This window comes from Metabacillus mesotrionivorans, assembly GCF_052171315.1.
GTDB lineage: Bacteria > Bacillota > Bacilli > Bacillales > Bacillaceae > Bacillus_P.
The window spans coordinates 907,736-927,677 of the sequence record NZ_JBQMFF010000001.1; the positions used below are offsets into that span (position 1 = coordinate 907,736).

Annotated in this window: 19 protein-coding genes and 1 riboswitch; of the genes, 18 read left to right on the forward strand and 1 reads right to left on the reverse strand. The window is 46.2% G+C overall.

What is annotated here, in order from left to right; genetic code table 11:
• Positions 1-128: 128 nt before the first annotated feature.
• From ACTSEZ_RS04580 to pyrE, 9 genes are all read left to right on the forward strand, one after another.
• Positions 129-1,436 (forward strand): solute carrier family 23 protein, encoded by a 1,308-nt coding sequence (locus ACTSEZ_RS04580; protein ID WP_369732994.1) that lies wholly within the window; start codon positions 129-131, stop codon positions 1,434-1,436.
• Between the two features lie 146 nt (positions 1,437-1,582).
• Positions 1,583-2,500, forward strand: a complete 918-nt coding sequence (locus ACTSEZ_RS04585; RefSeq protein ID WP_369732995.1) for an aspartate carbamoyltransferase catalytic subunit — start codon at positions 1,583-1,585, stop codon at positions 2,498-2,500.
• Entirely contained in the window at positions 2,484-3,770 is a 1,287-nt protein-coding gene (gene pyrC, locus ACTSEZ_RS04590) for a dihydroorotase (RefSeq protein WP_369732996.1), read from the forward strand. The genes ACTSEZ_RS04585 and pyrC overlap by 17 nt, the downstream gene beginning before the upstream one ends.
• Positions 3,767-4,867 carry a carbamoyl phosphate synthase small subunit gene (locus ACTSEZ_RS04595; RefSeq protein WP_369732997.1) on the forward strand — a complete coding sequence of 367 codons (1,101 nt, stop codon included), beginning with the start codon at positions 3,767-3,769 and terminating at the stop codon, positions 4,865-4,867. Before pyrC ends, ACTSEZ_RS04595 begins: the two co-directional genes overlap by 4 nt.
• Positions 4,852-8,064, forward strand: a complete 3,213-nt coding sequence (gene carB, locus ACTSEZ_RS04600; RefSeq protein ID WP_369732998.1) for a carbamoyl-phosphate synthase large subunit — start codon at positions 4,852-4,854, stop codon at positions 8,062-8,064. The genes ACTSEZ_RS04595 and carB overlap by 16 nt, the downstream gene beginning before the upstream one ends.
• Positions 8,061-8,846 (forward strand): dihydroorotate dehydrogenase electron transfer subunit, encoded by a 786-nt coding sequence (locus ACTSEZ_RS04605; RefSeq protein ID WP_369732999.1) that lies wholly within the window; start codon positions 8,061-8,063, stop codon positions 8,844-8,846. Before carB ends, ACTSEZ_RS04605 begins: the two co-directional genes overlap by 4 nt.
• Entirely contained in the window at positions 8,840-9,775 is a 936-nt protein-coding gene (locus ACTSEZ_RS04610; RefSeq protein ID WP_369733000.1) for a dihydroorotate dehydrogenase, read from the forward strand. The genes ACTSEZ_RS04605 and ACTSEZ_RS04610 overlap by 7 nt, the downstream gene beginning before the upstream one ends.
• Complete coding sequence (gene pyrF / locus ACTSEZ_RS04615) at positions 9,744-10,463, forward strand: orotidine-5'-phosphate decarboxylase (protein ID WP_369733001.1); 720 nt, start codon at positions 9,744-9,746, stop codon at positions 10,461-10,463. Before ACTSEZ_RS04610 ends, pyrF begins: the two co-directional genes overlap by 32 nt.
• Positions 10,460-11,092 (forward strand): orotate phosphoribosyltransferase, encoded by a 633-nt coding sequence (gene pyrE / locus ACTSEZ_RS04620; RefSeq protein WP_369733002.1) that lies wholly within the window; start codon positions 10,460-10,462, stop codon positions 11,090-11,092. Before pyrF ends, pyrE begins: the two co-directional genes overlap by 4 nt.
• A 34-nt stretch (positions 11,093-11,126) precedes the next feature.
• Here pyrE and ACTSEZ_RS04625 read toward each other — a convergent pair whose 3' ends face one another.
• Positions 11,127-11,387 (reverse strand): hypothetical protein, encoded by a 261-nt coding sequence (locus tag ACTSEZ_RS04625; RefSeq protein ID WP_369733003.1) that lies wholly within the window; start codon positions 11,385-11,387, stop codon positions 11,127-11,129.
• 171 nt (positions 11,388-11,558) lie between these two features.
• Positions 11,559-11,664, forward strand: a riboswitch (SAM riboswitch).
• Positions 11,665-11,728: 64 nt separating this feature from the next.
• Here ACTSEZ_RS04625 and ACTSEZ_RS04630 point away from each other — a divergent pair.
• From ACTSEZ_RS04630 to ACTSEZ_RS04670, 9 genes are all read left to right on the forward strand, one after another.
• Positions 11,729-11,872: a YezD family protein gene (locus ACTSEZ_RS04630; protein WP_369733004.1), complete on the forward strand. Its 144-nt coding sequence runs from the start codon at positions 11,729-11,731 to the stop codon at positions 11,870-11,872.
• A 103-nt stretch (positions 11,873-11,975) separates the two neighbouring features.
• Positions 11,976-12,677 carry a phosphoadenylyl-sulfate reductase gene (locus ACTSEZ_RS04635; protein WP_369733005.1) on the forward strand — a complete coding sequence of 234 codons (702 nt, stop codon included), beginning with the start codon at positions 11,976-11,978 and terminating at the stop codon, positions 12,675-12,677.
• Between the two features lie 54 nt (positions 12,678-12,731).
• On the forward strand, positions 12,732-13,754 hold the full coding sequence (gene cysP, locus ACTSEZ_RS04640) for a sulfate permease (RefSeq protein WP_369733092.1): 1,023 nt from the start codon (positions 12,732-12,734) through the stop codon (positions 13,752-13,754).
• A 42-nt stretch (positions 13,755-13,796) separates the two neighbouring features.
• A complete protein-coding gene (sat, locus tag ACTSEZ_RS04645) occupies positions 13,797-14,936 on the forward strand; it encodes a sulfate adenylyltransferase (RefSeq protein WP_369733006.1) in 1,140 nt (379 codons plus the stop codon).
• A gap of 16 nt (positions 14,937-14,952) precedes the next feature.
• Positions 14,953-15,546 carry an adenylyl-sulfate kinase gene (gene cysC / locus ACTSEZ_RS04650; protein ID WP_369733007.1) on the forward strand — a complete coding sequence of 198 codons (594 nt, stop codon included), beginning with the start codon at positions 14,953-14,955 and terminating at the stop codon, positions 15,544-15,546.
• A gap of 110 nt (positions 15,547-15,656) precedes the next feature.
• Positions 15,657-16,430, forward strand: coding sequence for a uroporphyrinogen-III C-methyltransferase (gene cobA / locus ACTSEZ_RS04655; RefSeq protein ID WP_369733008.1), 774 nt, complete (start codon positions 15,657-15,659; stop codon positions 16,428-16,430).
• A 1-nt stretch (position 16,431) separates the two neighbouring features.
• A complete protein-coding gene (locus tag ACTSEZ_RS04660) occupies positions 16,432-17,217 on the forward strand; it encodes a sirohydrochlorin chelatase (protein ID WP_369733009.1) in 786 nt (261 codons plus the stop codon).
• Positions 17,198-17,761 (forward strand): NAD(P)-dependent oxidoreductase, encoded by a 564-nt coding sequence (locus ACTSEZ_RS04665; protein ID WP_369733010.1) that lies wholly within the window; start codon positions 17,198-17,200, stop codon positions 17,759-17,761. Before ACTSEZ_RS04660 ends, ACTSEZ_RS04665 begins: the two co-directional genes overlap by 20 nt.
• A 382-nt stretch (positions 17,762-18,143) precedes the next feature.
• On the forward strand, positions 18,144-19,592 hold the full coding sequence (locus tag ACTSEZ_RS04670) for a YcdB/YcdC domain-containing protein (protein ID WP_369733011.1): 1,449 nt from the start codon (positions 18,144-18,146) through the stop codon (positions 19,590-19,592).
• Positions 19,593-19,942 lie beyond the last annotated feature (350 nt).

Here is a 19,942-nt window from a genome sequence, read left to right on the forward strand (position 1 = left end):
AATGAAGTCCAGAGAGGCTGCAAAAGGAACGGAAAATCACACCTGTGTTCTTATTTGACAGGATGATTATGCCTCTTTGCAGCCTCATGCAAAGAGGTTTTTTTATAAAAAGAAAGCGGGGAATAGATATGAAACCTAGAAAAGAAGCTCTACAGCTTGATATAAAAGAAACCCCAAAGCCGCTCACATGGATCACCCTGAGCTTTCAGCATCTGTTTGCCATGTTTGGAGCAACCATCCTCGTACCCTTTTTGGTCGGACTTGATCCTGCTGTCGCCCTGATCTCAAGCGGACTTGGGACGCTTGCATTTCTGCTGATCACAAAAGGCCAAGTGCCGGCTTATCTTGGTTCCTCATTCGCCTTCATCGCACCAATCATCGCGGCAAAGGCGGCTGAAGGGCCTGAAGGGGCAATGGTCGGAAGTTTCCTTGCAGGAGTCGTGTACGGACTTGTAGCCCTGCTGATTAAAATCGTCGGATACAAGTGGATCATGAAGCTTTTGCCTCCTGTAGTCGTCGGTCCCGTCATCATCGTCATCGGACTGAGCCTTGCAGGGACTGCGGTAGATATGGCCATGAACAATCCTGAGGGAGAATATAACCTGACCTACTTCTCGGTAGCTTTAGTGACGCTTGCGATAACGATTGTGTGCTCGGTTGCATTCAAAGGCTTTGTCAGCCTGATCCCTGTCCTGATTGGAATCGCCGGAGGCTACCTGTACGCACTCTCCATCGGACTGGTCGATTTCAGTAAAGTAGTCGGGGCAGGACTGTTTCAAAAACCGGACTTTATCATACCTTTTGTCACATATACGCCAGGGTTTTCCTACGAAATCGTGCTTCTGATGGTTCCGGTTGCAGTGGTTACTCTGTCAGAGCATATCGGACATCAGCTTGTCCTTGGTAAAGTGGTGGAGAGGGATTACTTGAAAGAACCTGGTCTGCACCGTTCGATCCTTGGAGATGGAGTGGCAACGATGATCGCATCACTTATCGGAGGACCGCCGAACACAACGTACGGTGAAAACATCGGTGTACTTGCTATTACGCGGGTTTACAGCGTCTACATCATCGCAGGTGCCGCGGTTATGGCCGTCGTGTTCGGCTTCATCGGAAAAATCTCAGCATTGATCAGCTCCATTCCGACGCCTGTCATGGGCGGCGTGTCCATCCTGCTGTTTGGGATTATCGCATCATCAGGATTAAGAATGCTGACTGACAACAAGATTGATTTCGGAAATAAACGAAACCTTGTGATTTCCTCTGTCATCCTGGTCATCGGGATTGGCGGAGCCATGATAAAAGTAAGCGAGCAGTTTGAACTTCACGGCATGGCATTTGCGGCAATCATCGGCATTGTCCTGAACCTGGTCCTTCCGGGCCGCAAAGCTGCTGAAAGAGAACAAACAGCTGCAAATGAACATACAGCTGCATAAGAACACCTTTTAACGAAAGTCCAGAGAGGCTTGCAAGGGTGGATGGGCACGGGCAAAACAACTTTTAGGTTTTGTCATGCCTTCTCACACCCTGAAACCGGATTTCAGGGTGTTTTTTTGCAGAAAAAATGACGGGAGAGATGATGATGAAGCACTTGCTTAGAATGAGTGATCTGCCTGCAGATGAAATTTTAACCATATTAAAAGACGCAGAAAAATTCCGTTCAGGAAAAATAGACAGTCAAAAAACACAGATGTTTGCTGCAAACCTGTTTTTTGAACCGAGCACAAGAACCCGTTTCAGTTTTGAAGTAGCTGAAAAAAGGCTTGGCCTGAACGTCCTTAACTTTGATGCCTCACATTCAAGCGTGCAAAAAGGTGAAACCCTTTACGACACAGTGCGCACGCTTGAGGCAATAGGAGCAAACGCAGTCGTCATCAGACACCCTGAAGATGAATACTTCGAAGAACTGAAAGAGAAAGTCGGAATTCCGATTTTGAATGCAGGAGACGGCTGCGGTCATCATCCTACACAGTCGCTCCTTGATCTGCTGACCATCCAGCAGGAGTTTGGGAGGTTTGAAGGTCTGACCGTCTCCATACACGGTGACATCAAACACAGCCGCGTTGCGCGGTCTAATGCGGAGGTACTGCGGAGGCTCGGTGCGAATGTCCTGCTCTGTGCGCCTGATGAGTGGAAGGATGAAACATACGGCACATATGCAGAGACAGATGGAGCCGTTCAAGCTTCCGATGTCGTTATGCTCCTGAGAATTCAGCATGAGAGACATGAAAATCAAACCGCAGGCGGGGCTGATTACCACAGACTTTACGGACTTACGTTAGAAAGAGAAAAAGAGATGAAACCAAGAGCCATTATTATGCATCCTGCTCCGGTAAACAGAGGCGTTGAAATCGCAGATGAGCTGGTTGAATGCAGAAGATCAAGAATTTTTAAGCAAATGGAAAACGGTGTTTACGTCAGAATGGCTGTTTTAAAACGCGCGCTTGAGGGCGCAGCATCACAAAATAAGGGGGAAGCAGCATATGCAATCTATCATTAAAAACGGCTTTATTTTAACGGACAGCGGAGAGAAAGTGAAAGCCGACATCTTGATTTTAGACGGAATCATCTCAGAGATCAGCGAAAACATCGAAGCGGATGCAGCTGATGTCATTGATGCAGAGGGCAAGCTGGTTTCCCCGGGATTTATCGATTTACATATTCATCTCAGGGAACCCGGCGGAGAACATAAAGAAACGATTGAAACAGGTACGAAGGCTGCTGCTGCAGGAGGATTTACAGCCGTTGCCGCCATGCCTAATACAAAGCCTGTTCCGGACCACGCAGAGCAAATGAACTGGCTGCAGGACAGAATTAAAGAAAAAGCTTCTGTACGAGTTCTTCCATATGCATCTATCACGGTAAGACAGGCTGGAAAAGAACTGACGGATTTCAAAAAGCTGAAAGATGCAGGAGCGTTCGCCTTTACAGATGACGGAGTAGGCGTTCAGTCTGCGGGCATGATGTATGAGGCAATGAAAAAAGCGGCAGACACGGGTGCAAGCATCGTAGCACACTGTGAAGACAACTCGCTGATCTATAAAGGAGCTCTTCATGACGGGGAATTTGCAAAAAGGCACGGAATCAATGGCATTCCTTCTATCTGCGAATCTGTGCAGATTGCAAGAGATGTACTGCTGGCTGAAGCCGCAGGCTGCCACTACCACGTCTGCCACATCAGCACGAAAGAATCAGTCAGAGTGGTGCGAGATGCGAAAAAAGCAGGCATAAACGTAACAGCGGAAGTAACGCCGCATCACCTTCTGCTGTGCGACACAGATATCCCCGGACTGGATACAAATTACAAAATGAATCCGCCGCTCCGCGGGAAAGAAGACCGGGAAGCGCTGATTGAAGGGCTGCTTGACGGAACAATTGATTTTATCGCGACTGACCATGCACCGCATACAGCGGAAGAAAAGGCCGAACCGCTGAGCCTTGCTCCGTTCGGCATTGTGGGACTTGAAACGGCATTTCCGCTTTTATACACCAGGTTTGTTGAGTCAGGAGAATGGACGCTGAAACAGCTGATTGATTTTCTCACAGCTAAGCCGGCGGAAACGTTTGGCCTGCCATTTGGCAAACTTGAAGAAGGCCGCGCAGCGGATTTGACGATCCTTGATCTGGAAGAAGAAAAAACCATCAATCCGGAAACGTTCCTTTCAAAAGGGAAAAACACACCATTTGCAGGCTATTCATGCAAAGGCTGGCCGGAAGCAACCATCGTAGAAGGCAAAATCGTATGGAAAAGGGAGAGAGTAAACGTATGATCAGACATCTGATTCTCGAAGACGGCACCATTTTTACAGGACAGGGATTTGGAAGCGAAGCGGACACAATGGGAGAAGTAGTGTTCCATACAGGAATGACAGGCTATCAGGAAATTCTCTCTGACCCGTCATACTGCGGGCAGATTGTGACGCTTACGTATCCGCTGATCGGAAACTACGGCATTAACCGCGACGACTTTGAAACGATTTCACCATTCATCAATGGGTTTATCGTAAAAGAATTATGTGAAGTGCCATCTAATTTCAGAAGCGAATTTTCTCTGGATGAGTATTTCAAAATCAAGGGCATTCCGGGACTTGCAGGGATTGATACCCGCAAACTGACAAGAATCATCCGCACCTATGGAACCTTGAAAGGAGCTTTTTGCTCAGAGCATGCAGATGTAGATGAGGTGCTTGCCTCATTAAAATCAGCGGAGCTTCCAAGAAATCAGGTGGAAACTGTTTCGACGAAAACACCTTATCCAAGCCCTGGACGCGGATGCAGAGTGGTTCTTGTCGATTTCGGGATGAAACACGGCATCCTCCGCGAGCTGAACAAACGCAGCTGCGATGTGGTCGTCGTGCCCCATACGGCAACTGCTGAAGAAATCCTTCAGTTAAATCCAGACGGCATCATGCTTTCAAACGGACCTGGGGACCCAAAAGATGTCCCTCATGCACTTGAGATGATCAATGGAGTGCTTGGGAAAATTCCTTTATTCGGCATCTGCCTTGGCCATCAGCTTTTTGCCCTTGCAGGGGGAGCCGATACGGAAAAAATGAAATTCGGACACCGCGGGTCAAACCATCCGGTAAAAGACCTGTCAACAGGAAAGGTAGCTCTTACCTCCCAAAATCACGGATACACCGTTACCCTTGATTCAGTAAAAGCAACAGACCTTGAGGTTACTCATCTTGCTTTAAACGACGGATCTGTAGAAGGACTGAAGCATAAAACGCTGCCTGCCTTCACCGTGCAGTACCATCCGGAAGCTTCGCCAGGACCAGAAGATGCAAACGGACTATTTGATCAATTTATCGACATGATTGAAACATTCAAGAAAGAAGGGATCAACGTATGCCAAAACGCGTAGACATTAAAAAAATTCTAGTAATCGGATCAGGGCCAATTATCATTGGACAGGCAGCAGAGTTTGACTATGCAGGAACACAGGCCTGCATCGCTCTTAAAGAAGAAGGTTATGAAGTCATCCTTGTCAATTCAAACCCTGCAACGATCATGACAGATACAGAAATGGCAGACAAAGTGTATATTGAGCCCCTGACACTTGAGTTTTTGACGAAAATCATCCGCAAAGAACGCCCGGATGCACTTCTTCCGACGCTTGGAGGCCAGACAGGCCTTAACATGGCGGTTCAGCTTGCTGAAGCAGGGGTTCTTGAAGAATGCAACGTTGAGATTCTTGGAACAAAATTAAGCGCTATTCAAAAAGCGGAAGACCGCGATCTTTTCCGCCAGCTGATGAATGAACTGGGTGAGCCGGTTCCGGAGAGCGATATTGTCCACAACCTTGAAGAAGCTTACGCTTTTATAGAAAAAGTCGGTTATCCTGTCATCGTAAGACCTGCCTATACACTTGGAGGCACAGGCGGCGGAATCTGCTCAAACGAAGAAGAGCTGATCGAAATCGTGACAAGCGGACTGAAATACAGTCCGGTCACACAATGTCTGCTTGAAAAAAGCATCGCGGGTTATAAAGAAATCGAATATGAAGTCATGCGTGATAAAAATGACAGCGCCATTGTTGTCTGCAACATGGAAAACATTGATCCTGTCGGCATTCATACAGGGGACTCCATCGTCGTTGCGCCGAGCCAGACGCTCAGTGACAGAGAGTACCAGATGCTCAGGAACGTTTCTCTTAAAATTATCCGCGCACTTGGCATAGAAGGCGGATGCAATGTCCAGCTTGCTCTTGATCCGCACAGTTTCCAGTACTACATCATTGAAGTGAATCCGCGTGTAAGCCGCTCATCTGCGCTTGCATCTAAAGCAACAGGCTATCCGATTGCGAAGCTTGCCGCAAAAATTGCGGTCGGACTGACTCTTGATGAAATGATGAACCCGGTAACAGGCAAGACGTATGCGTGCTTTGAGCCGGCACTCGACTACATCGTTACAAAAATCCCGAGATGGCCGTTTGATAAATTTGAGTCAGCCAACCGCAGACTCGGAACGCAGATGAAGGCTACCGGCGAAGTGATGGCGATCGGCAGAACGCTTGAAGAATCCCTGCTGAAAGCCGTCCGTTCACTTGAAGCGGATCAGTACCATATCGATTTAAAAAATGCAGCCGAATTCAGCGATGAAAAGATTGAAAAACGAATCCGCAAAGCAGGAGACGAAAGACTGTTTTATCTTTCTGAAGCGATCAGAAGAGGCGTATCAATCGAAACGATTCATGAGTGGAGCGGAATTGACCTGTTTTTTCTTGTGAAAATCGAAAATATCATCAAGTTTGAAAGAGTGCTTGCAGAAGCGAAATTTGATGCCATCGTCCTTGAGAAAGCCAAAAAGATGGGCTTCTCCGATGTCGCTGTTGCTGAACGCTGGGAGACAACAGAGCGGGAGGTATACCAATTCAGAAAACAGCTGAATCTGTTCCCGGTCTATAAAACAGTTGATACATGCGCAGCGGAATTTGAATCGGAAACACCGTACTTCTACGGCACGTATGAGGATGAGAATGAATCAGCTGTTACAGGAAAAGAAAGTGTGATTGTCCTTGGGTCAGGGCCGATCCGAATCGGTCAGGGTGTAGAATTTGACTATGCGACCGTTCACTCTGTATGGGCCATAAAAGAAGCCGGATATGAAGCAATTATTATCAACAACAATCCGGAAACCGTCTCAACTGATTTCAGCATCTCGGATAAGCTTTACTTTGAGCCGCTGACGGCAGAAGATGTGATGCACATCATCGAACTTGAAAAACCTAAAGGGGTAGTTGTTCAGTTCGGGGGTCAGACAGCGATTAACCTTGCGGATGAACTTGAAGCAAGAGGCGTCAAGATTCTCGGAACATCTCTTGAGGATTTGGACCGTGCCGAAAACAGAGATAAATTTGAGCACACATTAAACACGCTCGGCATTCCGCAGCCTCTTGGAAAAACGGCGACATCTGTTGAAGAGGCGGTTGCAATCGCGTCATCCATCCGCTATCCGGTTCTTGTCAGACCGTCATATGTTCTAGGCGGACGTGCAATGGAGATCGTGCATGAGGAAAACGATCTGCTGCATTACATGAAAAATGCTGTAAAAGTTAATCCGCAGCACCCGGTACTAATCGATAAGTATTTAACCGGAAAAGAAATAGAAGTCGATGCGATCTCAGACGGCCAAAATGTCTTTATCCCGGGAATCATGGAGCATATTGAGCGTGCAGGGGTACACTCCGGTGATTCCATCGCCGTATATCCTCCGCAAACACTGACGGATGACATCAAAAAGACGATAACTGAACGGACAATAGCACTTGCAAGGGGATTAAACATTAAAGGGCTTCTGAACATTCAGTTTGTCATCTATAAAAATGAAGTATTCGTGATCGAAGTGAATCCAAGATCAAGCCGCACGGTTCCATTCCTAAGCAAAATAACCGGCGTGCCGATGGCGAATCTTGCAACGAAAGTCATACTCGGCAAATCATTGCCTGAACTCGGCTATGAAACGGGCATTCAGCCGGAAAGCGAAGGCGTCTATGTCAAAGTGCCGGTCTTCTCATTTGAGAAGCTGCGCAGAGTGGACATTACGCTCGGTCCTGAAATGAAATCGACAGGCGAAGTGATGGGAAAAGACACAACCCTTGAAAAAGCTCTTTATAAAGGACTGATTGCATCAGGAATGAAAGTGCAGAACTACGGACAGGTCCTGCTGACAATCGCTGACAAGGATAAAGAAGAGGGACTGGAAGTAGCACGCCGCTTCAGTGCAATCGGCTATCAGATCATGGCAACAAACGGAACAGCCGGCTATCTGCATGAGAATGGGGTAGAAGCGAGAATCGTCGGCAAAATCGGCAGCGAGTCTCCGAATATGCTTGATATTATCCGCACGGGCGAAGCCCAGTTCGTCATCAATACATTGACTAAGGGGAAACAGCCGCAGCGCGATGGCTTCAGAATCAGACGCGAATCGGTTGAAAACGGAATTCCATGCCTCACGTCACTTGACACAGCAAAAGCGATTTTAAGAGTTTTAGAGTCAATGACATTCTCAACTGAACAAATGCCAAAACGAGTAATCAGCAAAGAGGTGACGTACGCTTGATACGGAAAGAATGGATGATCATTGCCGGCCAGAGAGAGATTGCAGAAGGAATTTATGAACTAACATTAAAAGGAAGTCTGGTTGATGAAATGAACCAGCCCGGCCAGTTCGTTCATATCAAAGTTTCAAGTGCGGCATCTCCTCTTTTAAGAAGACCGATCAGCATTGCAAAAATAGAGAAAGAAAAGCGGGAATTCACGATGATCTACCGGGCAGAGGGAGCGGGCACGAAGCTCCTCTCTGCAAGGAAAGAAGGAGAGCTCGTCGATGTGCTCGGCCCGCTTGGAAACGGATTTGATCCGGAAAGCCTGAATCAGGGAGATACAGCGCTTCTTGTCGGAGGCGGCATCGGAGTTCCTCCTTTATATGAGCTTTCAAGACGTCTGCTTGCAAGGGGTGTTAACGTCCGCCACGTGCTCGGTTTCCAGTCTGCGGATCAGGTTTTCTATGAAAGTGAGTTTAAGAAACTCGGTGAAACCTATATTGCGACGGCAGATGGTTCATACGGGACGAAAGGGTTCGTCACAGACTGCATTAAAGAACGCAGCATGGAGTTTGACGCTCTTTTCGCATGCGGTCCTACCCCCATGCTTGCAAGCCTTGAAAATCTTTTTCCAGACAAGCCTGTTTTTCTCTCTCTTGAGGAAAGAATGGGCTGCGGAATCGGCGCATGCTTTGCATGTGTGTGCCATACGGCAGATGACCCGAATGGCACATCTTATAAAAAAGTGTGCACCGACGGGCCGGTATTTAAAGCAGGAGAGGTTGTGCTGTCATGCTGAATGTTGAACTTCCGGGACTATCACTCAAAAATCCGATAATGCCGGCCTCAGGCTGCTTTGGATTCGGAAAAGAATTTGCCGGTCTATATGACCTGAATAAACTTGGCGCCATCATGATCAAGGCAGCAACAGCCGAACCGCGTTTTGGAAATCCGACCCCGAGGGTGGCTGAAACAGAAGCGGGCATGCTCAATGCAATCGGCCTGCAAAACCCTGGACTAACCGGGATCCTTGAAAATGAACTTCCCTGGCTTGAGTCATTCGATGTGCCGGTTCTTGCAAATGTGGCGGGCTCAGCAGAGGAAGATTATGTCGAGGTTGCAAGAAAAATCAGCAGGGCGAAAAATGTTCATGCACTTGAACTGAACATTTCCTGTCCGAATGTTAAAACCGGAGGAATTGCATTCGGGACAAACCCCGAGATGGCAGCCTCCCTTACGCGCGCCGTAAAAGCTGTGTCAGAGGTGCCTGTTTATGTCAAGCTGTCACCGAACGTCAGCAACATCACTGACATTGCCAAAGCGATCGAAGCGGCAGGAGCTGATGGATTAACGATGATCAACACGCTCATCGGAATGAGACTGGATTTGAAAACAGGCAAGCCGGTTCTTGCAAACCGCACAGGCGGCTTATCCGGCCCTGCCATCAAACCGGTGGCCATCCGCATGATTCATGAAGTCAGCCAGGCGGTATCCATTCCGATTATCGGCATGGGCGGTGTTCAGACAGCAGAAGACGTCCTTGAATTCATGTACGCGGGAGCAAGCGCCGTAGCAGTAGGAACAGCCAACTTTGTGAATCCGTTTGTTTGCCCTGAAATCATTGAAGAACTGCCTCATGTGCTTAGAAAATACGGGTTTGATCACATTACAGAATGCATCGGAAGGAGCTTTAAGCATGAACGAGAGACCGCTGATTATCGCGCTTGATTTTAAGGATGCTGCCGAAACAGGAGAATTCTTAAAAAAGATGTCCGGACAGAAACTTTATGTAAAAGCTGGCATGGAGCTCTTTTACCGGGAAGGTCCTGCGGTCATAGATCATCTGAAATCAGGCGGTCATGAGATTTTCCTTGATCTTAAGCTCCATGATATTCCCGAAACCGTGAAAAAAGCGATGAGGGGTCTTGCAGGACTCGGAGTCAATCTCGTCAATGTGCATGCGGCCGGCGGCAGTGCCATGATGGAATCTGCAATGGAAGGTCTTGAGGCCGGAACACCTGCAGGCTCCAAGCGTCCCGCCTGCATTGCTGTCACTCAGCTGACAAGCACGTCGGCAGAGATGCTGAAGAACGAATTGTTGATCAGCACTAGCCTTGATGACACGGTATTAAGCTACGCTAAGCTTGCTGCAAAAAGCGGCCTTGACGGTATTGTGTGCTCTTCTCTTGAGGTGCCCCGCATCTACAGCGAGCTTCCCCGCTCGTTTATGACAGTAACACCCGGAATACGCATGAGCGGTGATGCAGTAAATGACCAGGTCAGGGTGGCTACTCCTGAAAAAGCGAGAGAGCTCGGGTCAACTGCCATTGTGGCAGGACGGAGCATCACCAAAGCACCGGATCCGCTTGCCGCCTATACACAAATGAAAAACGCCTGGGAGGGACTGCCTGTATGAACCATCAAATTGCCGAACAACTGCTGACAATCGAAGCTGTATACCTTAGCCCTAATGATCCGTTTACATGGTCAAGCGGGCTCAAATCACCGATCTACTGCGATAACCGCCTGACGCTCTCTTATCCGGAGGTAAGAAAAAACATTGCAGAAGGTCTGTCCGCTCTGATCAGAGAGCATTACCCTCAAGCTGAAATGATTGCAGGCACGGCTACTGCAGGAATTCCTCATGCTGCATGGGTAAGCGATCTGTTGAATCTGCCGATGTCTTATGTGAGAAGCAAGCCGAAAGGGCACGGAAAGGGAAATCAGATTGAAGGGAAGGTCCGCGAAGGCCAGAAAGTGGTTGTAGTGGAGGATTTGATTTCAACCGGGGGAAGCGTGATTACAGCCGTCAGAGCGCTTAGAGAAGCCGGCTGTGAAGTCATCGGCGCTGTCTCCATTTTCACATACGAACTTCAAAAAGGGACAGAGATGCTTGAGGAAGAAGGAATCCATTCAGTTTCATTGACGGACTATTCTTCTCTTATTGAAACAGCTCTGAAGAAAGGTTCCATTCAAACAGAAGATTTAGCCAAGCTGAAGAAATGGCGTGAAAATCCATCTTCCGAAGAATGGCTGAGCGTATAAATAAAAAAGGCATCAGGAGCAGCTGATGCCTTTTTTATTTCCATATCAGCATGCTGCCGGAAAAACACAGTATGCTGATCAGCAAACAGCCAATTCTGAATCCTTTTTGCTGCCATGGCGCAGGCAGCAGTTTCCCGCTGAGTTGAAATCCCGCAAAACCGATCATCCCGAAGCCTTTCATCACTCCGCGTTCCTCTTTCATTTTTTCAAAAATGGCTGGGTCATCAAACTCCATTGCCGCATAAGCTAATGAAAATCCGCCTAAAGCATAAAAAACGGCAGCTGCACTTAACAAAATAAAAATAACTCTCACCTCTCGGAACGAACTTTACTACACCTTATTCAAACCCTGTTAATCTAGCACTTTTTTATAATTAGCTCTAAAAAAAGAGAGGTTTTTAATTCCGATAGCAAAACTATGATTGACATAGTCTGCAATTGTGATAAAATTTAGAAAAATATAATAAACTTATCCAGAGAGGCGGAGGGAACTGGCCCGGTGAAGCCCGGCAACCTGCATGCGTGCAAGGTGCTACATCCAGCAAAATGAAACCCATTTTGGAAGATAAGGTTGATGCCTGAACAGTCTTTCAAACCGGAAGGCTTTTTTTAATGGGTAAGAAACGGGGGACCACTGTGGGTACTGATCAGCAACTTGACGCGGTCATCGACAGGCTGAAGGAAATGCTTAAAACTATGAGCTATGGTTCCGTCACACTGATCGTTCAGGACGGAAAAGTAATTCAGCTTGAAAAAAATGAAAAAATCAGAATGAAATGAGGATGCTGACCGGATAAACCGGAGGCGTTTTAACAAAAGAGGGCTCGTGTCCTAATGTTAAAAGCTTTTTATGCGGGACCTGAAAAGTGAGGAGAAGATCAGCATGCTGACATACAAAACATGGCATGAGCATGAACAGAATTTTGAAACAGACGACGGATACAGCGGAGCATTGAATGTGCTTAAGTGGGCTTACGGGCATTACGGGGAAGAGATTGTTTATGCCTGCAGCTTTGGCATTGAGGGCATTGTTCTCATTGACCTGATTTCAAAAGTAAATCCGGAGGCGGCGATTGTTTTTCTTGATACAGATGTTCATTTCAAGGAAACGTATGAAACCATTGAACGTGTAAAAGAAAAATATCCCAAGCTCCGAATTAAAATGAAAAAACCTGCCCTTACTCTTGCTGAACAGGCTGAACAGCATGGAGATAAGCTGTGGGAGACGAATCCGAATCAATGCTGTGCAATCAGAAAACTTCAGCCGCTGAATGAAACACTCTCTCAGTCAGAAGCGTGGATATCAGGGCTTCGGAGAGAGCAGTCTGAAACCAGGAAACATGTCCAATTTATCAATAAAGACGACAAGTTTCAGTCGGTAAAAGTCTGTCCTCTCATTCACTGGACATGGAAAGATGTCTGGCGCTATGTTCATAAAAATGACCTCCCGTATAATCCGCTCCACGATCAGGGATACCCGAGCATCGGCTGTTTCCACTGTACGCAGCCTGCGTTCAGTGCAGACGATCTGCGCTCAGGCAGATGGAGCGGCCAGGGCAAAACAGAATGCGGCCTGCATGGATAAGGGGGGATTGCCGTGCTTGAACTGGGTGCGCTTGCCATCAGTCTCTTCTTCGCCATGAATATTGGAGCGAGCGGAGCCGCTGCTTCCATGGGAGTAGCTTACGGTTCCGGCGCAGTTCCTAAAGCCAGGCATGCCCTTTTAATATGCGCCGTTGGTGTTTTTGCAGGCGCGTATCTTGGCGGCGGAGAGGTTGTTAAGACAATAAGTGCAGGGATTATTCCGCAGGATATCATTAATGTGAAGATTGTTCTGATCATTATTTTGTCTGCGACAAGCTCGCTGTTTCTTGCAAACCTGCTGGGGATCCCGCTTTCAACAAGCGAGGTGACGGTTGGCGCCGTTGTGGGAGTGGGTATTGCCTATCAGGTACTATTTATAAAATCACTGCTTGTCATCATGATGTTCTGGGTGATCGTTCCCGTTGCAGCTTTCGGAATTGCCTGGCTGTTCGGGAAAGGTCTATATAAAGTTCAGCACAAGCCGTTCTTTAAAGACCGGCCGCTCCTTACAGGCATCCTGATCCTGGCCGGATTTTTCGAGGCTTTCTCAGCCGGAATGAACAATGTGGCAAACGCAGTAGGGCCGCTTGTCGGGGCCGGACTGATTTCGGTGCCGGACGGGACGCTGCTCGGAGGAGCATTTGTTGCTCTTGGCGCGATTTTACTCGGCAAAAAAGTGCTTGAAACAAACGGAAAGAAAATTACCAGATATTCAAAGCCTGAAGGCATTCTGATATCTGGTACAGGAGCGGGACTTGTGATTGCCAGTTCCATTTTCGGACTTCCCGTTCCCCTGACGCAGGTGACCTCCTCAGCTATTATCGGACTTGGAATGGCGAAAAGCGGAAGCGAGATCCTTCAAAAGCACATCGTGAAGAAAATCATCCGGATCTGGATTGTCTCGCCGCTGTTTTCACTTGCCATATCGTATATGCTAGTCAAACTGTTTTTAGAAAAGGATATGTATTCTCTTGTCGTTCTTCTGAGTGTCATGCTGGCAACCCTTGGTACACTGAGCCTGATGAAGGCGATTCGGGATGAAAAGCGTGCCGTGCATGAAGAAGGCGGAGGCATTTAACGGTAAAACCAATTAAAAAGGTCAGTTTAGGAGGAAAAATAAATGAGTTTACAGCCTCATGGCGGAGTATTAGTTGATGTATACAATCCTGATGTCAGCATACAGGAAATCAAACAGGTGATTGAAATTGATGCAATGGCCCTGAGCGATCTGGAATTGATCGGAATCGGAGCCTACAGCCCGCTTACGGGTTTTTTAACAAAAGCGGATTATGATAATGTAGTCAGCAGCATGAGGCTAGCAGACGGCACGGTCTGGAGCATTCCGATCACGCTTCCGGTATCCAGAGAAACAGCAGCGTCGCTGAAGACAGGAGACAAAGCAAAGCTTCAATATGACGGTGTAGTGTACGGTCTGATTGAAATCGAAGATCTCTTTGAGCCGGATAAAACGAATGAGGCAATCAATGTTTACGGAACGGCAGATCTTGCCCATCCCGGAGTGAAAAAACTGCATGAAAGGGAAGACGTCTATGCAGGAGGCAAAATCACTCTGATCAAGCGTCCCGAGAAGCCGTTCAAAGAATATACGTTCGACCCATCAGAAACAAGAGCGATTTTCAAAAGCAAAGGGTGGAAAACCGTCGTCGGCTTCCAGACAAGAAATCCTGTACACAGAGCACATGAATACATTCAGAAAGCTGCCCTGGAAACGGTTGACGGATTGTTCCTGAATCCTCTTGTCGGGGAGACAAAATCAGATGATATTTCAGCAGAAATCCGCATGGAGAGCTATGAAGTTCTGCTTAAAAACTACTATCCGGAAGAACGAGTGGAGCTTGGCGTTTTCCCTGCTGCGATGAGATATGCAGGACCAAGAGAAGCCATTTTCCACGCGCTTGTCCGGAAAAATTACGGATGCACGCATTTTATTGTCGGAAGAGATCATGCAGGTGTCGGTGATTATTACGGCACATATGATGCGCAGAAGATATTTGAACAGTTTGAAGAAGCGGAGCTTGGCATTAAACCGATGAAATTTGACCACAGCTTCTACTGCAGCAAATGCGAAAGCATGGCTACAACAAAAACCTGTCCCCACGATAGCTCGGAGCATGTCATATTGTCCGGCACAAAGGTAAGACAGATGCTTAGAAACGGCGAAGTGCCGCCAAGCACGTTCAGCAGACCTGAAGTCATTGAAGTTCTGATCAGCGGATTAAAAAAAGAAGTCGTTTCGTAAGAAGGGGGAAACAGTGATGAGCAGCAATATCGTATGGCATGAGGCATCAATCGCAAAAAAAGAACGTCATGATAAAAACAAGCATCAAAGCTTTATCCTCTGGTTTACAGGGCTGTCTGCTTCAGGCAAATCGAGTGTCGCCAACGCCTTTGCAAGGACCCTGTTTGACCGCGGCGCCCAGGCATTTGTTCTGGACGGCGACAACGTGAGACATGGCCTGAACAGTGATCTTGGCTTCGGGGAAGATGACCGCAAAGAAAACATCCGCCGCATCGGCGAGGTTTCAAAGCTGTTTGTGGAAAGCGGACAGATTGTTCTGACGGCATTTATTTCACCCTACCGCGCTGACCGCGATCTAGTCAGAGGACTTGTCGGGGAAAATGAATTTCTCGAAGTCTATGTGAAATGTTCTGTTGAAGAATGCGAGAAGCGTGATCCTAAAGGACTTTATAAAAAAGCGAGAAATGAAGAAATCAAAAATTTTACGGGAATCAGCGCCCCGTATGAGGAACCTCTTCAGCCCGAAATCGTCCTGGATACCGAAAAGCACTCCGTTGAAGCGTGTGTCAAACAGCTGACGAAAGCGTTAATTGAAAGAGGCTTGATTTAAAAATAATTAAAAAAATGCTCCGTTTTCCTGATATAGTAGACTGTAAGAATCACTACATCACACGCCGAACGCAGCGAGGCAGTTTTCATATAAGTAAGGAGAGTCTATCAATGGGGAATGTTTATTTAGTAGGTGCAGGACCTGGTGATCCTGAACTGATTACATTAAAGGCTGTTAAATGCATTCAAAAGGCCGATGTCATCTTATATGACCGCCTTGTGAACAAAGAGCTGCTTGCCTACGCGAAAGAAGGTGCTGACCTTATTTACTGCGGAAAGCTGCCCGATTACCACTTAATGAAGCAGGAAACAATCAATCATTTTCTCGTCCGCTACGCTAAAAGCGGCAAAACCGTCACCCGTCTGAAAGGCGGAGATCCGTTTGTGTTCGGCCGGGGTGCAGAAGAAGCGGAAGCCCTTGTCAAACACGGCATCCCGTTTGAAATTGTACCCGGCATCACATCGGGAATAGCTGCTGCTGCATATGCAGGAATTCCCGTCACCCACCGGGATGTGAGTGCAAGCGTCGCCTTCGTTGCCGGGCACCATAAAAACGATGAAAAAGAAGACCAAAAGTGGGCAAGTCTTGCAAAAGGGATTGATACACTTGCAATTTATATGGGAGTGGGGAACCTGCCCTATATTCAAGAGCAGCTGCTGAAAAACGGGAAGTCCAAAGATACCCCTGCTGCGCTTGTACACTGGGGAACGACTGACGTGCAGAAGACTGTGACCGGAACGCTTGAAACGATTGCAGATATTGCCAGAACTGAAAAAATCACGAACCCGAGCATGATCATCATCGGAGAAGTTGTCCGCTACCGCGAAAAAATCAGCTGGTTTGAGGAAAAAGCCTCTGAAGCTGCCATAAGCGGGGTGCTATAGGATGAAACAGGCTGTTTTATATGTCTGCCACGGCAGCCGCATCAGACAGGCCTGCGATGAGGCTGTCTCTTTTATCAGGCGGGTCCAGCCGCTCATCGAAGCGGATATTCAGGAAATTTGCTTTCTTGAACTGGCCGAGCCCTCGATTGAAGAAGGATTCGCTGCATGCGTCAAAAAAGGGGCTGAAAGAATTGCGATAGTGCCCCTGCTTCTGCTGACGGCCGCTCATGCGAAAGAAGATATACCAAAAGAAGTTGCAGAAGCTGCATCGCTTTTCCAGCATGTTGACGTAACATACGGAAAACCAATCGGTGTTCATGAAAAATTGGCTGAGAGTGTCTTCAAGCGAGTAACAGAACAGGGAGATCCCGGTCCTGACTCGCTGATTGTCATTGTCGGCAGAGGAAGCTCTGATCCGGATGTGGCAAAAGATTTAAAGGAAATCAGCCTGCTGGTAAAGGACCGTGCAGGCGGAAGCGAAGTGGAGACAGCCTTCGTGACAGCGGCAAAACCGAGTCTTGATGATATGCTTGACAGGGTTTCAGGCATGAATGATAAACGCATTTTTCTTGTGCCTTATCTGCTCTTTACAGGTCTTGTCATGAGAGAGGTTATGAGAAAGGCACTGTCTGTCCAGCACCCGGATTTAACGGTATGCAGATACCTCGGATACGACAGCGGGGTTGAGGAAGTCTTTACAGAGCGGGTGCAGGAAGCCATCTCAAACCGGGACGGTGCATTTGACTTTATCTATGAGGGAAAATCATATGCTTCCATTAATGATTGATGTGAAAAACCGGAAAGTAGTCATTATAGGCGGCGGCAAAATCGCATGCAGAAGACTTGCCGTTTTTCTTGAGCAGGGAGCAGCTGTCACAGTTGTCAGCCCTGAGGCTGCTGCGGAGATTCAGGAGCTTCACCATGCAGGCACCATTACATGGAAGCAAAAAGAAGTTCAAAAAGAAGACCTTTCGGATGCATTCATAATCATAGCAGCTGCCGGAAGCAGGGAAGTAAATGCCTGGGCTGCAGAAGCAGCAGGAAAACATCAGCTTGTGAACATTGCGGGTGAAGCCGGACTCGGAAATGTACAAGTTCCCTCGATTAAAAAAAGAGGCAGGATTACCCTGTCGGTTTCAACAGACAGCGCAAGCCCTGCTTTAGCCAAAGAAATAGCCGATCATTTTGCCAGTCAGCTGAACGAACCATTCATCAGCAAACTGAACGAACTGCATGAACACCGGAAAAACATTCACGCATCTGATCTGAGCAGGGAAGAAAAAAAGAAATTTCTTAAAAAGCTGGCAGATGACTGCATGGAACTTTTATGAAAAAGCATCCTATCTAAGATTAACGGGTACGGTTCAGAAGGTGCTAAACAGGAAATCGCAAAGTCATTCGCACACCATTCAACAATTAGAATGGTGTGTTTTTTCATTTGTTTCATTTAAACAGAATATTGGACAATTATGGTAAAATAAAAATATCAGTTATTCTGTTATAGGGCTGTTTAATTGAAGTGTGGATTCAACTTTTTGTTCAGCAATCGGGCCAAATTGTGGAATAAGCAGCAATAATTGAAAAGGTTTCGAAGAGGTCATTATACTGCCATTATTCAAAAAACCAGTATAATGCTGGAAGGTATATCAATTCTTTTAAATACTGTAAAATTTAAATAGTAGAGAAAGAGAAAAACATATTTAAACTACAGAGGTGGCTTGCTTGCTAATAAAAGATTTAAAGAAACGTGCGTTATCAATGGTTCAAATTCCCAGTCATTTTCAACCTCTTATTGAGGAGTATGTTGAGCAAGAGAATGGAGAAGGGGAGGCTATGTTTTCATGGACAAATGAAGAACAAGATGAGGGTATTACGATCAATTTGGATTTCTCGGGTAATTTGACGAGGTTATCAATTGATCATTGCGATGAAAATTTAGACGTGACTCCTTTACATATTGATGAAAAAAGGGAATGTGCAAAACAATTTATACATAGGCATTATCCTGAAGCATTGAAAGATTTAACATATAGTAAAACAATAAAACGCAGGTGTTCAGACCGTTTTTACTTTGAGCAAATCGTAATGGATTTACCGTTAGATTATGCTGGTTGTACGATTGATATAGACCACTCCGGAAAAGTTGTTAATTTTACATATGAAGGTGTGAAAAGAGTTCCTGAAGTTCCTAAAGTGTTGATTTCAAAGGGAAAACTGGTTAAAGATGTGCAAGATAGACTTGACTTTCAACTGACAATTGCTAATTTATCTCCTGATATTTATGATGTAGCGGAAGATGGACTCCGTCTTGTCTACGAACCTCAGCAATACTTTATGAAATATAGGGCGGACGTTCTGAAACCGACTTTATCGATTGTACATGACGAAGACGATCCGCAAACATATGTCTCGGTGACTCCTCCTGCGTCTACTTCCTCAAGAAAATGTTTATCTATTGAATATATCATTGGTATTACCGAGAGGATGGAAGTTATTCGAGAAGTTGATATGGGGGAAGAGACTGGTATAGTATGGCGGGATCGGGGCTTTAATATGAATGAAAAAGATCTATCTATTAACGGCTTTTTCAAGAGACAATCCGAGGAGACAGTTAAAGCTTTCATTTCAAAGAAAACGGGAAAAGTCAGAAGCTTCATATGGTTTCATGAACGAAGGGGAGATCTTCGACTTAGTAGTGAAACATGTTATCAAAAAGCTATTGCATTTTTACAAATGATCGTTCCAGATTATTATCAGTATCTGCAGCTGATCGTTCATGAAAACGAGGGGGAAGAAGTGGATGATACTTCAATGAATGAATCATTCACATTTCGTGTGCATAACGGTCACGGCATACCGATACAGCTGGAATTAGTGATAGTTGCTGTTAATCGCGAAACTGGACAGGTTGATTATTATAGCGGACCGAGTTTTGATATGGAACAATTGAGCCAAATCCCTGTTGAACCCGCTATTTCAGAAAAAGAAGCAAGTGAAATATTTATCGATCATTTGGATTTTGAATTAGCTTGGAACAAAGATATTGATAGTGTAACGGAATCCTATATCCTTGTTTATCAAGCGTGTGATCATCATTCCAGGACCCCCATCCGGTACATTGATGCCAAGACTGGAGGAGTTATATCCAATATAGATAAATAATAATTGATGACATCGAAATGGATGGTTCTAACCAAGCTACAACATATTTTCTTATCTATTTAAAGCTATAGTCTAAGTATGCTTATGGTTTTGGATAGATGGTGATTTGCTTACTTCGCTTGCTTCTTATGTACGTAGTTTTTATAAGAGCGAACTTTTAAAGAATAAAACTGTTATTCCACAATCGGGGGGCGTTGATCTAAGAAGGATTAACGCTTTTTATGTTAAAGTTATTCCATTATCGGGGCAGATTAATGGAGCAGCCCTAGGAAAACAGAGATTCATTTATCTCTGTTTTTTTATTTTTTAAAAATATTTAAAGCCAATTACTCTTTTGAGTTGTCTAATTG

Bases quoted from the DNA above. Each gene is read 5' to 3' on its own strand.
- cysP (WP_369733092.1), top strand. From the start codon at position 12,732: ATGAATATTGGAGCGAGCGGAGCCGCTGCTTCCATGGGAGTAGCTTAC.
- ACTSEZ_RS04665 (WP_369733010.1), top strand. From the start codon at position 17,198: ATGCTTCCATTAATGATTGATGTGAAAAACCGGAAAGTAGTCATTATA.
- pyrF (WP_369733001.1), top strand. From the start codon at position 9,744: ATGAACGAGAGACCGCTGATTATCGCGCTTGATTTTAAGGATGCTGCC.
- pyrE (WP_369733002.1), top strand. From the start codon at position 10,460: ATGAACCATCAAATTGCCGAACAACTGCTGACAATCGAAGCTGTATAC.
- pyrC (WP_369732996.1), top strand. From the start codon at position 2,484: ATGCAATCTATCATTAAAAACGGCTTTATTTTAACGGACAGCGGAGAG.
- cysC (WP_369733007.1), top strand. From the start codon at position 14,953: ATGAGCAGCAATATCGTATGGCATGAGGCATCAATCGCAAAAAAAGAA.
- sat (WP_369733006.1), top strand. From the start codon at position 13,797: ATGAGTTTACAGCCTCATGGCGGAGTATTAGTTGATGTATACAATCCT.
- ACTSEZ_RS04585 (WP_369732995.1), top strand. From the start codon at position 1,583: ATGAAGCACTTGCTTAGAATGAGTGATCTGCCTGCAGATGAAATTTTA.
- ACTSEZ_RS04610 (WP_369733000.1), top strand. From the start codon at position 8,840: ATGCTGAATGTTGAACTTCCGGGACTATCACTCAAAAATCCGATAATG.
- ACTSEZ_RS04595 (WP_369732997.1), top strand. From the start codon at position 3,767: ATGATCAGACATCTGATTCTCGAAGACGGCACCATTTTTACAGGACAG.
- ACTSEZ_RS04580 (WP_369732994.1), top strand. From the start codon at position 129: ATGAAACCTAGAAAAGAAGCTCTACAGCTTGATATAAAAGAAACCCCA.
- ACTSEZ_RS04635 (WP_369733005.1), top strand. From the start codon at position 11,976: ATGCTGACATACAAAACATGGCATGAGCATGAACAGAATTTTGAAACA.
- ACTSEZ_RS04660 (WP_369733009.1), top strand. From the start codon at position 16,432: ATGAAACAGGCTGTTTTATATGTCTGCCACGGCAGCCGCATCAGACAG.
- cobA (WP_369733008.1), top strand. From the start codon at position 15,657: ATGGGGAATGTTTATTTAGTAGGTGCAGGACCTGGTGATCCTGAACTG.
- carB (WP_369732998.1), top strand. From the start codon at position 4,852: ATGCCAAAACGCGTAGACATTAAAAAAATTCTAGTAATCGGATCAGGG.